14 protein-coding genes are annotated in these 14187 nt (G+C 41.8%); 5 read left to right on the top strand and 9 right to left on the bottom strand.

The genetic code is table 11. The features are described from left to right. The 3 genes from V7K15_RS29555 to V7K15_RS29545 form a co-directional block, all read right to left on the bottom strand. Positions 1 to 903, bottom strand: a 903-nt coding sequence (locus V7K15_RS29555) for a type I restriction endonuclease (protein ID WP_334911523.1), incomplete at its 3' end; no start/stop codon positions are given. A 789-nt stretch (positions 904 to 1692) separates the two neighbouring features. Continuing rightward, positions 1693 to 2973, bottom strand: a complete 1281-nt coding sequence (hisD, locus tag V7K15_RS29550) for a histidinol dehydrogenase (protein ID WP_334911521.1) — start codon at positions 2971 to 2973, stop codon at positions 1693 to 1695. Positions 2974 to 3001: 28 nt separating this feature from the next. Next, complete coding sequence (locus V7K15_RS29545) at positions 3002 to 3406, bottom strand: hypothetical protein (RefSeq protein ID WP_334911519.1); 405 nt, start codon at positions 3404 to 3406, stop codon at positions 3002 to 3004. Positions 3407 to 3570: 164 nt separating this feature from the next. On the opposite strand from V7K15_RS29545, the gene V7K15_RS29540 reads away from it, so the two are divergent. After that, positions 3571 to 4401, top strand: a complete 831-nt coding sequence (locus tag V7K15_RS29540) for an alpha/beta hydrolase (protein ID WP_334911517.1) — start codon at positions 3571 to 3573, stop codon at positions 4399 to 4401. A gap of 120 nt (positions 4402 to 4521) precedes the next feature. Here V7K15_RS29540 and V7K15_RS29535 read toward each other — a convergent pair whose 3' ends face one another. The 3 genes from V7K15_RS29535 to V7K15_RS29520 all read right to left on the bottom strand — a co-directional run bounded on the left by V7K15_RS29535 (position 4522) and on the right by V7K15_RS29520 (position 7185). Continuing rightward, the gene (locus V7K15_RS29535; RefSeq protein WP_334911515.1) at positions 4522 to 5502 is read right to left on the bottom strand and encodes an aldo/keto reductase; all 981 of its coding nucleotides are present in this window, start codon (positions 5500 to 5502) and stop codon (positions 4522 to 4524) included. A gap of 539 nt (positions 5503 to 6041) precedes the next feature. Further along, positions 6042 to 6545: a hypothetical protein gene (locus tag V7K15_RS29530; protein WP_334911513.1), complete on the bottom strand. Its 504-nt coding sequence runs from the start codon at positions 6543 to 6545 to the stop codon at positions 6042 to 6044. Between the two features lie 331 nt (positions 6546 to 6876). Continuing rightward, on the bottom strand, positions 6877 to 7185 hold the full coding sequence (locus tag V7K15_RS29520) for an RNA recognition motif domain-containing protein (protein ID WP_334911511.1): 309 nt from the start codon (positions 7183 to 7185) through the stop codon (positions 6877 to 6879). A gap of 396 nt (positions 7186 to 7581) precedes the next feature. Here V7K15_RS29520 and ilvA point away from each other — a divergent pair, with 396 nt between their 5' ends. Continuing rightward, positions 7582 to 9093, top strand: a complete 1512-nt coding sequence (gene ilvA, locus V7K15_RS29515) for a threonine ammonia-lyase, biosynthetic (RefSeq protein WP_334911509.1) — start codon at positions 7582 to 7584, stop codon at positions 9091 to 9093. A 59-nt stretch (positions 9094 to 9152) separates the two neighbouring features. On the opposite strand, the gene V7K15_RS29510 is transcribed toward ilvA, so the two are convergent. Next, a complete protein-coding gene (locus V7K15_RS29510) occupies positions 9153 to 10181 on the bottom strand; it encodes a hypothetical protein (RefSeq protein WP_334911507.1) in 1029 nt (342 codons plus the stop codon). A gap of 10 nt (positions 10182 to 10191) precedes the next feature. Next, the gene (locus tag V7K15_RS29505) at positions 10192 to 10437 is read right to left on the bottom strand and encodes a hypothetical protein (RefSeq protein WP_292792394.1); all 246 of its coding nucleotides are present in this window, start codon (positions 10435 to 10437) and stop codon (positions 10192 to 10194) included. Positions 10438 to 10625: 188 nt separating this feature from the next. On the opposite strand from V7K15_RS29505, the gene V7K15_RS29500 reads away from it, so the two are divergent. Further along, entirely contained in the window at positions 10626 to 10844 is a 219-nt protein-coding gene (locus V7K15_RS29500) for a hypothetical protein (RefSeq protein ID WP_334911505.1), read from the top strand. A 106-nt stretch (positions 10845 to 10950) separates the two neighbouring features. On the opposite strand, the gene V7K15_RS29495 is transcribed toward V7K15_RS29500, so the two are convergent. Continuing rightward, positions 10951 to 12354: an energy transducer TonB gene (locus tag V7K15_RS29495; protein ID WP_334911503.1), complete on the bottom strand. Its 1404-nt coding sequence runs from the start codon at positions 12352 to 12354 to the stop codon at positions 10951 to 10953. 326 nt (positions 12355 to 12680) lie between these two features. Here V7K15_RS29495 and V7K15_RS29490 point away from each other — a divergent pair, with 326 nt between their 5' ends. Then, the gene (locus tag V7K15_RS29490) at positions 12681 to 13334 is read left to right on the top strand and encodes a MotA/TolQ/ExbB proton channel family protein (protein WP_334911501.1); all 654 of its coding nucleotides are present in this window, start codon (positions 12681 to 12683) and stop codon (positions 13332 to 13334) included. After that, positions 13318 to 13722: an ExbD/TolR family protein gene (locus tag V7K15_RS29485; protein WP_334911499.1), complete on the top strand. Its 405-nt coding sequence runs from the start codon at positions 13318 to 13320 to the stop codon at positions 13720 to 13722. The genes V7K15_RS29490 and V7K15_RS29485 overlap by 17 nt, the downstream gene beginning before the upstream one ends. The last annotated feature ends 465 nt before the right edge of the window (positions 13723 to 14187 follow it).

The following is a 14187-nucleotide window of genomic DNA, read 5'->3' as shown; positions in this document are numbered from 1 at the left end:
ATATTGTAGTTCAAAATTGTAACTCATTGAAGTTTCGGTAATTGCTTTAATTTTTTCAAAAGCTTCGATTTCTTCAGCAGTTGTTACTACTTTTGATTCTTGAGATTCTTGTTGTTTTTCCTCTTCTTCAATCTCTTGTTCTACTTCCAGTTCAACAGGCTGAGTTATTTCTTGGCTAAGTGAGCGAGTCATTAACTCTACTAAACTTCCCTGAATCGACTTTTTAACAATTGGTTTAAATTTATCAATAATTTTACCAGTAATTCGACCTTTAATTTCATAACTAGGGGCAACTGTACCGAGTTCAGCCACTAAGAAGCGAACAAATTCTTCAGAAGGAGAACGTAAAAGATTTCCTAGAAGCTGAGTCATGCCTTTTACATAAACCATTTCCTCCGCATGGTTGGTAATAGCTGTAACCTCAAAATTATCACGGTGAAAAAATTTGAGGTTATCAATATCTTTAGTATCATATTCCAGGATATTAAAAGTAAAAAATGGCTCCTTGTCCATGACATTTTTATCACGCAAGTCTGTAAAGAAACGGTACTCAACCCCATTAGTGACAATAGCTACTTTTGTTGTCAAAAGTCCATTAAAATAGCGGCTCAGTTGCCCATCATGTGCTTCAGCTTTTTGACCACGGGCTTTTGCCTCTACGAGCATAACTTTAGTACCGTTAATAGCTAAAGCGTAATCTACCTTTTCAAACTGCCCTGCTTTTTTAGTAGCAAAGTCTGCTACATATTCCGGCATTACTTCACTAGGATCATAGACATCGTAGCCAAGAACGCTTAAAAAAGGAACAATCAGTGCCATCTTAGTAGCTTCTTCCCCAACAACTTGGTCAAATCGCTTACGGACTTGTTCAGACAGCTTGATAATATCTTCAGTAAATCCCATCTTGCTTACTCCTGGTAGATTAGTGATTTTTGATAACACACTTCTTATAAAATAGGAGTGATTACAGGGTGATATAGTAGATTGAATTTGAAAGTTTTAGCGCGATCGCCTTTCTGATCACTCTTATAAAAGTATTCCCAAATAAGTACCAGGCTGTAACACTCATGACCGATTAATATTTTTTACTTTAAAAAAGTTCCGTATTGATCAGCTTGAAACAATTCCGGCAATTCTCCAATGGTTTTTGTTACATAGCGATCGTTGTCATGAATGCGCGATCTACCGAAATGAGAAAGCAATATGCCTTTTTGCTTGCTAAATCTACTGAAATGAGAAAGCAATCAAGCATAATCCCTTTTTGCTTATTGAAATCGAGTTAATCAGGTATTAAAAACTTGACAAGCTAAGAAAGACTAAAAGTTGTTCAATGCTGCAATATTCCCAAAACTTTATTTGTGGGTTGAAAAGGCAAATCATAATGATTTATTCTGGGTAGCTAAAGAAAAGTATCAGAAAACTTTGCCAGACTTTACTAACCTTATAAAGGCAAGTCAGCAATTAAGTAAGTGGCAAGAAAATTTCAATGTATGTAAACAAATATAAATTAATATCGGGTGTATTACACGAGAGTACAGCACTTTGAACTATGGATGGTGCGTTATGCTTTCAGCTAACACACCCTACAATTTAAATTTTTTAACATAGTTATAAATATTCCCACTTACCTACTTACTCTTAAATTTATAATTGCTGACTGGGAACGAGGAACTGCAAAATTATCTCAGCTGATTATTGCAGACGCACAGATATACTACCTGCATGGGCAGGTAAACCTTCTGCTTCTGCTAACGTTATAGCTGCTTTGCCTATTGTCTGTAATGCTTGTTGATTAGATTCCAAATAAGTAATCCGTTTGAGAAAGTCGTAGACACTCAAGCCAGAGGCAAATCGGGCAGAACGTGCAGTAGGCAGTACATGGTTGGGGCCTCCTACGTAATCGCCAACTGCTTCTGGGGTATAACGTCCGAGAAACACGCTACCAGCACACTTAATTTGATTGGCAAACAATTGGGGGTTGTCTACGCACAATTCCACATGTTCTGGAGCTAGTTGATTTAGCAGTGGTATACTTTCTGTCAAATCGCTGACAATAATCACGGCTGCATAATTTTGCCAACTGGCATTGGCGACTTCTTTGGTAGGCAGGTTAGCGAGAATTTGCTCAACCGCCGCTATCACTTGATGAGCAAAAATTTCCGAATCAGTAATCAAAATTGACTGGGCGCTAGGATCGTGTTCTGCTTGCGATAACAAATCCCAGGCAATCCAGTCGGGGTTATTATGTTCGTCAGCTACGACCAGAATTTCTGAAGGACCGGCGATGCTGTCAATGCCAACAGTGCCAAATACTTGACGTTTAGCTTCAGCAACATAAGCATTACCAGGACCAACAATTTTATCTACAGGGGCAATACTTTCTGTACCATAAGCTAATGCTGCGATCGCTTGCGCCCCACCAATGCCGTAAATTTCCGTGACACCAGCAATTTGGGCAGCTGCGAATACGGCGGAATTAATCTCACCGCCAGGCATCGGTACTGTCATAACGATTCGTTCCACGCCGACAATTTTGGCGGGTAGGGCGTTCATCAGTAAAGAACTAGGATAGCTGGCACGTCCTCCAGGTACATAAATTCCCACTTGAGAAAGCGATATCCAATTTAATCCCAGTTTTACCCCGGCTGCATCGGTGTAGCCAATATCTTGCGGTACTTGTTTTTGATGGAAAGCCACAATCCTCTCAGCAGCAAATTCCAGCGCCGCCTTGACATTAGCAGGACATTGTGAAGCATGTTCGGCAATAAAGGTTTCGCTCAGATGCAAAGACTGGGGATTGTGGCGATCAAAGCGGCTAGTATAGTCCTTGACTGCGGCATCACCACGCACTTTCACATCAGCTAGAATTTCGCGTACTATCCCACTAACATCAACTGTAACTTCCCGGCGATCGTTAACAAGGGTTTTGAATCTACTAGAAAAATCTTTGTCGGTAGTTTGAAGCAGCTGCATAAACAGTATCTTGCAAGCAGTGAATTCTCTAAATTATAGGACTTACGCACGAGTTCCGGAATAACGTAGACGCTTCTCTACGAGACGCTACGCGAACGGCTTGCCGCAGGCTACCGCAGAGGCGCAGAGAAGCCAGTGCGTTGCGGGGGTGGAGGAGTTTATAGCAACTGGCGCGACGCCGAGAAATCAGAGTTTGAGAGATATTTTGCGTAAGTCCATTTGGGTATTGCTGTGTGTCGGCTCGACTCGCTGCGATCGCACCAGTATCTATGCAGATAAAATTATTAAACTCGGTTATTTTATTAAGTTTATGTAGGTGGACTTGGGATATCTCAGTGAAAGCAAATATACCAGATAATAAACAAGATTCTTGCTCCCTCTCCTTACCAAGGAGAGGGTTGGGGTGAGGTTTTACAAGGCTTTTTACACTCATTGAGATGCTCCCGGTAGATTTTGTTTATGTAGTAGCAAATTCTACTCACCCAATTGCGCCCACATTTCTCACGAATGATTTAGGATTGCTATAGAATACCCAACTAAATTATGACGATTGACGGTTTTATTCTTGATCAAACTTTACCATAGAAATAAAAATTAATGGAAAAACAGCAACTTATAAAAGTGCTAATTGGTGATTTTACTTGGCAACGACTGGTTAAATATTTAATATTTATCTATATATTTTTTAGTGGATATGTCTATTTTCGAGCAGATAGCATGATTTTTATGCCTCAACCTTCTAGCTATGAAGATAATCCCAGAATTATTAAGTTAAAAAGTGGAGAAAATACGAATATCTCAGCTACATACTTATTGAACAATCAAGCTAAATATACTATTCTTTATTCTCATGGTAATTCCGAAGATTTAGGCGAGATCAAACAGATACTAGAAAAATTACACGCCTGGGGTTTTAGTGTCTTTGCTTATGATTATCGCGGTTATGGTACGAGTCAAGGAAACCCGACAGAAAAGGGAGCGTATGAAGATATCAATAGCGCTTACAATTATTTGACCCAAAATTTAAAAATACCAGCTGAAAGAATTATACTTTTGGGGCGTTCGGTTGGCGGTGGTTCTGCGGTAAATTTAGCAATAATTAAACTAGTGGCTGGTTTAATTATTGAAAGTTCGTTTATTTCCGCTTTTCAAGTCATAGTACCTTTTCGGATTTTACCTTTTGATAAATTTCCCAATCTGGATAATATCAAAAAAGTAAAATGTCCGATATTGGTGATTCATGGAAAAGCAGATGATATCATTCCTTTTGCTCATGGACAAAAGTTGTTTAATGCTGCAATATCCCCAAAACTTTATTTGTGGGTTGAAAAGGCAAATCATAATGATTTATTCTGGGTAGCTGAAAAAAAGTATCAGAAAACTTTGCAAGAGTTTACTAACCTTGTAAAGGCAAATCAGCAAGATTAATTATCCTTTGATAGTAAATAGACCATGCTGTAGGGGCACAGCAATGCTATTTACCTACGAAAGATGTGGTTTTTAAACTTCCCCATATTTGGTATTTCTTGTCAATACGTAAGTCTTATTTTACTTAGTTTGAAAGATATTTTGTACCATTTTTTTATCTGCATTCGCCGCCGCCCCATCCAACTCTGCAATCTCACTGGCGTCTAATTGCCAACCCAACGCACCAATATTCTCCCTCGCCTGTTCGACGCTCTTTGCTCCAGGGATAGGAATGGTTCCTTTACAGATGCACCAATTAATTGCTACCTGTGACATGGTTTTGTTTCTAGACTGTGCCACCTCTTGCAAACATCCCAAAAGCGATCGCATTCCTGGTAATATCTGCCTAAACAGTAGACCTCGGATTCCTTTAGGCAAAAGACCTTGTTCAGAGTATTTTCCTGTCAGTAATCCCAAAGCCAGAGGACTGTAGGCAATCAATTTAATTCCCAAATCATCACAAAGGTCTTTGAGCTTTAGTTGGGTGACAGGATATGTAGACAACAAAGAGTATTGAACTTGCAGAGTTGTAATCGGAACGCCTCGTGCAGCAAACTTTTTCTGCACTTGCTTAAGCCGTTTCGGGCCATAATTGGATAGTCCTACTCCCTTCACCAGTCCTTGCTCATACACATCGCCAAGACCATCTAACAGCCCTCCCTCTTGCCAAGGGGCATAATTCGCTGTAGACCAGTGCATTTGCACCAAATCTACGTTTTTTCCCAAGCGTTGAGCAGATGACTTGCAAGCCTTTACCATTGATTGACGTGTCCATCTCCAAGGGTAAGCAGCAAGCTTAGTAGCAATACAAATATTTTCTTTGCCTGAACCGAGATATTCTCGATTGAATCGTCCCAAAAGTAACTCACTCCGACCATTCAATCTCCCAGTTCCGTAAGAATCACCTGTATCAAATAAAGTCACGCCGTTGCTTACACAAAGGTTAAAGACGGCTTGCAACTGCTCATCCATGCTTTGGTCATATCCCCAAAGCAATTTGTTGCCCCAAGCCCAAGTCCCGCAACCCATGCTTGGGACGGAGAGTTTTTGGAGAGTCTGCATCTTTGCTGTTTGTAGATTGCATTAGTGAACTACTCAGACTTGCCTAAGGCTGAAGTCTAAGCTTCCCAATTCATCGGGAATAGCCTCCAGAACTCCGTAGTTTTTTTGGTCTTATATTCCCTCCAAGGGCAGGAGTCCTGGTTCCCAAGACCCAAATCTTTTACCCTGAGCGAAATCGTTGGCGTTCGCGTTAGCGTCTCTGAAAGAGAAGCCTCTCGTTCGCGTAGCCTCTGCCTTTGGGAGAAGAGAAGGGTTTTCTTGCGACATATACCTAAAAGCTCGTGGTTTTCGCTTGTGGCATTGATGGTCAAGACACTAAATATCTTACCAGAAAATCCTCTCCTAACGGGGGACGCCAAGGGCGATGGGGATTCGTCATACATCTGGAATCCTCACTTTGTGACACTTTGCGAACATTAAAAATTTACAAAGATTTGCGAACATTCTCCAAAGTAGGCTCGCTACTTTCTTATTGGGCAAACTTACCCAAGCATATATATTTTTTATCAGTTGTTAAAAACAGCGATTAGCAGCAAGCATTAGAATATTGTCGGATTTGCAAGAAGCCAAGCTTTCTCAGTCCATGCGTTATTAAATAACCCAACCTCTGGCGCTTTTAATTCAAATGAATGAGGTGGTGATTGTAGCAATAAGGGCGAACCTTTATCATGAGCCTCAACTAAGTTAACTATCCAGGGAAGAAAGTCTAAGATTTCTTTTGGTAGTACAGTTAACTCAAAATCCCACAGCAAATTAAGACCTCGGCATACTTGTCCTTTTCTTAATATTGTGACTCTACCAGCACTTTTGTTAATAGCCAGTCGAAGAATCAACGGGCGCAATGGCACAAATTCATCAGGCGCCGTATAAGCGTATACATTTACATAGTTTAGTCTTTGCCTACGATCCATCCAAGATGCGATCGGTGAATTACTACTATAAGATGTACCAGTTATAATCACTGGCATATTCATAGCGGCAGCAAAGTTAGAGTAAAACTGATGTCTTAGTTCGCTAACAATATGTTTAACTTCTGGGTTCATGGTTGTTACACCTATTACAAAAACGATACCTACGGTAAGCTACGCTAACGCATGGCTTCATCAGAGACAGTTATAATCTAATTGCGGAAACTTATCTGACATTGCTTTGCGTTTGCACTTTTGCCGGGGCGTTTCAAAGTGACGCTGCTTTGTGATATGTAAAAAATCCCCGCTTTGGATACTTCTGGCTTAAATCGAGGTAAGGCTGATTCAATCCCTTGACTTTCGCCTATGATTATTTGGGTCATATGATATTTTTATCCAAAGCACAAAAAAAGGCAGACGCCTTGTCTGCCCTCAAGACTTAGAGTTAAATTCTTGGTTTTAGACCTTAATAGCGGTCAGAGGAGCCACCACCACTATAGTTTCCTCGTCTACCACCAGAGGAACCCCCGTCTATTTTCGGCTTCGCTTTATTAACTTTTAAGCTCCGCCCCATCCACTCAGCATTATTAAGGGCTTCAATCGCCGCTTCTTCTTGTGCGTCTGATTCCATTTCTACAAAACCAAAACCTCTCACCCGACCTGTTTCTCGGTCGATAGGCAATTGAACGTTTTTTACAGTTCCGTATTCTGCAAAGACCTGCCGCAGGTCATCTTCTTTAACCTCATAAGATAGATTACCGACGTAAATTGACATAAAAGGTCTCCAGAATCAGAGGGTGTAGAGATTTACATCCGGAGAGGTCTGTAATACAAGTATATATAAAAACAAACTACACAGCCGAATTCAATCTTTCATACCTACTTTAACATAAATTGAGAGGTTATATTCATAAGCAACAGTATACTTATATGTTGACCTAAATACTCAGACAGTTGGCAAAACTGGTTTAAAATCAACCTACGAGCGATCGCCTGAAATTTGAAGTCACCAAAAAATTCAATCACTGAATATTTTCTCCTCAGATAGTATTAGTAATTTTTAAATTTTATTCACTCAAAATTTTGAGAGAGGGCAATTAAATGAAACCAGTGCGATCGCTTGTAACGTAAAATTAATTTCCATACGGCATTTGCTAACACCTTGACGCCCATGTATTGCGACTACCTGATCCAAATCCTGACTGCCCGTGTATATGATGTTGCCCAGGAAACACCACTGGATTATGCCCAAAATTTGTCTGCACGGCTGAATAATCAACTCCTGCTGAAACGTGAGGATATGCAGTCAGTATTTTCCTTTAAACTGCGGGGTGCTTATAACAAAATGGTGCAATTGCCACCAGAGATATTGGCAAAGGGTGTCATCGCCGCGTCTGCGGGGAACCATGCTCAGGGAGTCGCCCTTGCAGCCCAACGTTTGGGAACTAAAGCGATTATCGTCATGCCAATAACCACACCCCAAGTCAAGGTAGACGCGGTGAGAATGAGGGGCGGAGCAGTCGTTTTACATGGAAACACCTACGACGATGCTTATAGCTATGCCCGTGAATTAGAAGTGGAAAAAGGATTGACCTTTATTCATCCCTTTGATGATCCCCATGTGATTGCTGGACAGGGAACAATCGGGATGGAAATTTTACGACAATATCAGCAACCCATCCATGCAATTTTTGTGGCAATTGGAGGAGGCGGATTAATTTCTGGGATTGGGGCTTATGTGAAACGGTTGCGTCCCGAAATCAAGATTATTGGCGTTGAACCAGTAGATGCTGATGCGATGTCTCAATCGCTGAAAGCCGGACATCGGGTGCGCTTGTCCCAAGTAGGGTTATTTGCTGATGGTGTAGCGGTGCGGGAAGTAGGTGAAGAAACCTTCCGTTTATGTCAGCAGTATGTAGATGAAATTATTCTGGTGGATACAGACGCTACTTGTGCGGCGATTAAAGACGTGTTTGAGGATACACGATCTATTTTAGAACCAGCCGGTGCATTAGCGATCGCAGCGGCCAAAACCTACGTAGAACGAGAACAAATCGAGGGACAAACCTTAATTGCGATCGCCTGCGGTGCAAACATGAATTTTGATCGCCTCCGCTTTGTGGCAGAACGGGCAGAATTCGGCGAACGCCGCGAAGCGATCTTTGCAGTCACAATTCCTGAAGAACGGGGAAGTATTCGCCAATTTTGTGAATGTATTGGCAACCGTAATCTTACCGAGTTTAATTATCGCATTGCGGATGAAAAAACAGCCCATATTTTTGTCGGTGTACAAATTCAAAACCGTGCCGATGCTGCAAAGATGGTAGAAACCTTTGAAGCTCAAGGATTTGAAACTCTTGATTTAACGGACGACGAACTAACTAAATTACATCTGCGGCACATGGTAGGTGGACACTCTCCCCTTGCTCACAATGAATTGCTTTACCGTTTTGAGTTTCCCGAACGTCCCGGCGCATTGATGAAGTTTGTTACTTCCATGAATCCCGCCTGGAATATTAGTCTTTTTCATTACCGCAACAACGGCGCAGACTATGGGCGAATCGTTGTCGGTATCCAGGTTCCTCCCCACGAGATGGAAGAGTGGCAAGCTTTTCTCGATCACTTGGGCTATCGCTATTGGGATGAAAACAAGAATCCGGCATATAAGCTGTTTTTGGGATAGGCGAGGATTGAGCAAGAGGCAGGGGGAGAATAGCCCAATGCCCAATGCCCAATGCCAATTTAGCCCTTCAATATCAGATTGGAGTCCCAAGTATAGAAGCCAATTTGGTTAGGAACCCTAGAGAATCTGCCTGTTCGATAGCCTCTAGATAATTCATTCAGCACCTTATTTTTGATCTCTCTAATTTGCTGAGAATTTATTTCTCCATAAATTCCGGCGATGACTTCAGCAACGCTGAAAACTTTACCTGAATTTTCTTCTAACAGAGAGGTGAGGGCATCAATTAAGAATAGACCCTCAAAGGCTTTGAGCATTGGTACTGTTTTTGTTGCAGGTATGAAAGCTTTCTTGTTTTTGTTTTTGATGCTTTTAGAAGCATTATTGCCATTACTTGGGGCTACTAAACTTAAATCCAGAGTATAACAACCTGGCTCATCGGGAATAGTTACCCAGTAATTCCTTTCTCTGCCTTGGGTGAGGGAAGATTGAACCCTAGCTTTAACTACTTTGAATAGATTGGAATCTAACTCTCCATAAAGCGATCGCACGATAAAATCGATATGACAGACAGTGCCTATTTGCTCAAGCAATAGCTGTTTTATGGCTTCCATTCGTGAGAGAGCGTGCTGATATTGAGGTAGCATGGGAATTTCCGCCACCCTCGTTGAACTATCGTTGTTCTGTGTGGGTGTCTCTATATCTGGCGATCTAGTTAGAGATTGACTCTCTTTTGTATCAACAGCAGAAAAGGAATTATCTATGCCAACCAAGTCTTTGTCTTTTCGTTCTGACTTTACAGACTCCACCAAGTTGATTTCCTTGATGTCATCAAGGGGTGATAAAAACCGCAGAGAGCCTACTTGGGAAAGATTTGAGGTTTCATCAGCCGCCGTCAGTTTTGATATCTGCTTGTTGGCATCAGCAAAAGACCAGTTAGACAATAACGCTTCTACATGATCGAGCTGAATTCGCGCCTGCACAAAGAGACGTTCATACTCTTCTGTAAGGCGAACATAATAGTCTCGTAATTCCAACAGTGGTGAGAGAAAGCTGCCCGCAGGTGGTTCTAATTGTCCATTTTGAGTCATAAGGCTTCAATTAATTTAAATCGATGTCACTTTTATAAGACATTGCTCTGGGTTTGGCTTTGTGAGGTGTTGGCTGAGATTTCTTCGGCGGTTGGGGAGGGCGACATCTCTCACAATATAAAGGTCGAGGTCCGAAAGTCTCGCGTTTAGTCGCTTCGTTACACTCTTTACAAACAAAGTTGAAAACACGAGTATGAATCTGTCTTTGGTGCGCCCTGACAGTATATTCCCTAACATCAATGAATTTACTTGCCATAATCAGGAATTGTGAATTGCCGTCGGATGAACGTCTTATCAATATAGCTATTCAAGCAAATCAAACTGCATCAGTGTGTGTTTATGTAGAAGTTTTATTCAAATCAGTGAATTTGACGCCTAGCATAAAGTCCAGATGAGCAACTTGATAGTTAGCCATTGACTATTCTTTCAGCATACATATAATTCATGATGAGCAAACACTACTACCATTCCTTAGGCGCAGGCGATTTTCATCCCCCTGATCAGGAAAATTGGGGATGGCGAAGTAGGGGATTATTCATTTCTACTTCTATTGATTGGCAAATCGAGCGATCGCCACTGTGTTTAATTGCCCATGATCAAATTACCGCACTCCCAACCCCTCATGGTAGAGGGGTGATGCTTAACCAAGTCATTCCTATCTAAAAAATAACTGCCTCCTAAAAACAGGAGGCGGTGATCATCGCTAATCAAAGTGCCTTAAGCGCTCAAGCGCTGACTACGAACCGATCAATTTCAACTTGACAAACTACTACGGCTGACTGGGAATAGCAGGTTGCGATTCAGGTTGTGGGCGTAAACGGCGCAAAGACTCCCGCAACTTGTTTTGGCTAGTGTTATCTTTTCGCCGCCGCCGATTTGTGGTTGCTTGTGGTTTTTGTGATGAATCAGTAGCCGTTCCTTCAGGCTGGATGCGGCGTAAGGACTCTGTTGTACTTTCTTGAGTGGGAGTTGTCCTAGCTCGAGATGATGAGCTTGTAGCAGTACTTTCCCCTCTTTGAGGTTCCAAGCGCCGACTAAATCCAGATATTGCTGGTCTTCTGGTTGTAGCTTCATTAGATGAGGGTGTCAACTCTCGTCGCCGACGTTTTGGATCTGACTCTGTGGAGTTGGCAGCCGTTGTCTGCTGGGTTCTCTCTTCTGCTTCTCTTTGTGTTTTCCGTTCTTGAACTTGGCGCGATCGCCGTGAACCTTTTATGGCAAATTCAGTGGCGATCGATACCCCTTGTCTACCACCTTCTACGGGTTTTAATTTCCACTCACGCGCTTGTCTAGCGGTTTCTTCATCTAATTCACGGTTTCCACTGGAGCGAGCAATCCGCACATTCGTAACATTACCTTGTGCATCAGTATCTACAGCTACTTCTACTCTGCCTTCAACTCCTCGCCGTCTTGCTGCATCAGGATACTTGGCATTACATTCGCGGCAGGCTGCACGACCATTACCATTACCTGAACTATTAATTTTTGGAGGTGTTGGCACTGTTGGCGCTGTTGCTACTGTCGGACGGTTTCCGACTCCATTGCCAATACCACTGCCAGAGCCAGAACCAATTCCTGTACCTGTACCACTGCCAGAGCCAGAGCCAATTCCTGTACCTGTACCACTGCCAGAGCCAGAGCCAATTCCTGTACCTGTACCTGAACCTGTACTTAAAGCAACGCCAGAGCCAGAACTACCAGAGTTACCTGTCAGAACTCGACTACCGCCACCACCCCCACCACCCTGAGGAGCAACAGTTGTCACAGGGACGAATGGCTTGGGAGCAATTTCCCTATTTGTTGGCTGTGGGTTTTGAGTAGTTTGTTTTGGTTCTTGAACTGGCTGAATTTTTGGTCTTTCAATAAATTCTTGTACTGATTTTTGTACTAGTGGAGTTTCTCTAGACTGTTTTTGAACAATTTCTGGTTCTTTTTTGGGTTCTTCGGGAATTTTTTCAAGTGGTTTTTCTGGTTCAGCAGTCGGAGAATCCACGATCGCCACTTCTATTGGTTGATCTTCTGCTGTGGGCATTCTCGTAAAATAATTACCTATGCCTGAGGACAGTACGCCGATATGCAGCGCCAGTGAACCGATCAGACTGTAAGTCAGAAAAGACTTGAGAGCCTCAACTTCTTTGGAACGTTGCTCGACAGTAATGCCAGAAAAGCTCATAGCTATTGCTACCTATTCTCACTAATTTAGTTATCTTAGGATGCAAGGTTACAAATATCAAGTAAACAATTAAAATTACTTGGAATAGCGTTAGCGAACCCGCCACAGCGAAAACATCTTTCAAAACCACTAATATCAGGGTTTTTGGACAAAATTAATTTTTGTTTCAATTAAATTAACTTATATAAAACAAACAAAAAAATTAAACATCATGATGATTATATTTGAAAAAATTATCCAGATATTTTATTGAGAAAAAGTTTCAGCTTTCCTCTAGATTCTGGTAGTCTGATTTTGTATTGTGGATGAGGTTATAGAGGCACTACATGGGAATTCAGAATTTGTTTGCATCAGGTGGTGTGGTCATGTGGCCCCTGTTGGTGTTTTCGGTATTGGGTGGGGCACTGATCATCGAGCGGATCACGTTTTGGGTACGGATAAATAAACGTCAAAGCCGGGTGGTGCGAGATGTTTTGAATCTCTACCGTCTCGATAATCTTGTTGGTGCAATGGATAAACTTCAGAAAAACGCAGATTTACCACTCGCCCGGATTTTTCTGGCGGCTTTAGAATTAGAGGAGCCAAATCCAGAGGAATTTCGTTTGGCATTAGAAAGCGAATCGCAGGCTGAGATACCTGTATTAAAACGTTTCCAAAACATTTTCGAGACAATCATAAGTCTGGCACCACTGTTGGGTCTTCTCGGCACTGTGTTAGGATTGATCGCCTCCTTTGCCTCCCTAAACCTTGGTGATGTGGGAGGTAGTAAAACTACAAATGTTACATCTGGGATTAGTGAAGCTTTGGTAGCAACAGCATCAGGATTGGTCGTTGCTATATTCATACTCGTGTTTGCCAATACCTTTCGGGGATTGTATCAACGGCAAATCGCACTAATTCAGGAGTATGGGGGACAACTAGAATTACTCTATCGCCGTCGTTATCAACGAGGAGAAAAAACGTATGCGTCTACCAGATGAACCAGAACTTCCACTACAAATCAACGTTGTGCCGCTAATTGACGTGATTTTTGCAATTTTGACATTTTTCATCATGTCAACTCTGTTTTTAACCCGTTCAGAAGGTTTGCCAGTAAATTTACCGAAGGCCACCACAGCGAAACAACAGCAAGTTTCCACTAAAATTACGATTACGGTAGATGAAAAAGACCAAATAAGCCTGAACCGTAAACCAATTGCTGTTGATGATTTGACAGCGCAAGTGCGGACTCTAGTTGGTTCTAACCCAGAAGTGTTAGTGATTATTAATGCGGATGAAAAAGTTGATTATGGCCGGGTGGTGGCTGTAATGGATCGGGTTCGTCAGGTCAAGGGGACAAAGTTAGCAATCGCTACTCAAAGACAATAACAATAAGTATAAATATTGTACATCAGAAGTTCAGTGAGTCAGGAACATTCTATATTCTGACTCCTAACTCCTTCTTGTATGATGATTACAGTGGCGATGTCTAAGCTGTCGCGCATTTAATTTGCATAACTAGGGCGGGCAAGATGCCCACCCCACAAGAGATTCATTTTTTTGAGGATGCAAATTAAAAGATTTTTAGCTTACTACCAGCTAGGTTTACGCATCTGCAATTGTAGAGATATAAGTTTAAATCAGATCCCCGATTTCTTAGAGAAGTCGGGGATCTCGTTGTTTACGAATAATTAAGTAGGGCTATAGTGAGCAATTCGACACAAATCAACATTAATAGCGCGATCGCTAGAACTTGCATCTTACAGCAATTTGATATCAAACCAGCCACAAAGATTGTAAACTTTAAAGATGTAAAAAAACAGATTATTTAGAGATGGCAGCATATTCGATTGA

The sequence above is a fragment of the Nostoc sp. genome (assembly GCF_036919815.1).
GTDB lineage: Bacteria > Cyanobacteriota > Cyanobacteriia > Cyanobacteriales > Nostocaceae > Nostoc.
The sequence above is the reverse complement of the archived record's forward strand: the minus strand, read 5'-3'. Positions and strand labels throughout refer to the sequence as shown.

What these genes read in the sequence shown, in the direction of transcription:
- hisD (WP_334911521.1), bottom strand. Translation starts at nt 2,973, where the DNA reads ATGCAGCTGCTTCAAACTACCGACAAAGATTTTTCTAGTAGATTCAAA.
- V7K15_RS29545 (WP_334911519.1), bottom strand. Translation starts at nt 3,406, where the DNA reads ATGAGTGTAAAAAGCCTTGTAAAACCTCACCCCAACCCTCTCCTTGGT.
- V7K15_RS29540 (WP_334911517.1), top strand. Translation starts at nt 3,571, where the DNA reads ATGGAAAAACAGCAACTTATAAAAGTGCTAATTGGTGATTTTACTTGG.
- V7K15_RS29535 (WP_334911515.1), bottom strand. Translation starts at nt 5,502, where the DNA reads ATGCAGACTCTCCAAAAACTCTCCGTCCCAAGCATGGGTTGCGGGACT.
- V7K15_RS29530 (WP_334911513.1), bottom strand. Translation starts at nt 6,545, where the DNA reads ATGAACCCAGAAGTTAAACATATTGTTAGCGAACTAAGACATCAGTTT.
- V7K15_RS29520 (WP_334911511.1), bottom strand. Translation starts at nt 7,185, where the DNA reads ATGTCAATTTACGTCGGTAATCTATCTTATGAGGTTAAAGAAGATGAC.
- ilvA (WP_334911509.1), top strand. Translation starts at nt 7,582, where the DNA reads ATGTATTGCGACTACCTGATCCAAATCCTGACTGCCCGTGTATATGAT.
- V7K15_RS29510 (WP_334911507.1), bottom strand. Translation starts at nt 10,181, where the DNA reads ATGACTCAAAATGGACAATTAGAACCACCTGCGGGCAGCTTTCTCTCA.
- V7K15_RS29505 (WP_292792394.1), bottom strand. Translation starts at nt 10,437, where the DNA reads ATGGCAAGTAAATTCATTGATGTTAGGGAATATACTGTCAGGGCGCAC.
- V7K15_RS29500 (WP_334911505.1), top strand. Translation starts at nt 10,626, where the DNA reads ATGATGAGCAAACACTACTACCATTCCTTAGGCGCAGGCGATTTTCAT.
- V7K15_RS29495 (WP_334911503.1), bottom strand. Translation starts at nt 12,354, where the DNA reads ATGAGCTTTTCTGGCATTACTGTCGAGCAACGTTCCAAAGAAGTTGAG.
- V7K15_RS29490 (WP_334911501.1), top strand. Translation starts at nt 12,681, where the DNA reads ATGGGAATTCAGAATTTGTTTGCATCAGGTGGTGTGGTCATGTGGCCC.
- V7K15_RS29485 (WP_334911499.1), top strand. Translation starts at nt 13,318, where the DNA reads ATGCGTCTACCAGATGAACCAGAACTTCCACTACAAATCAACGTTGTG.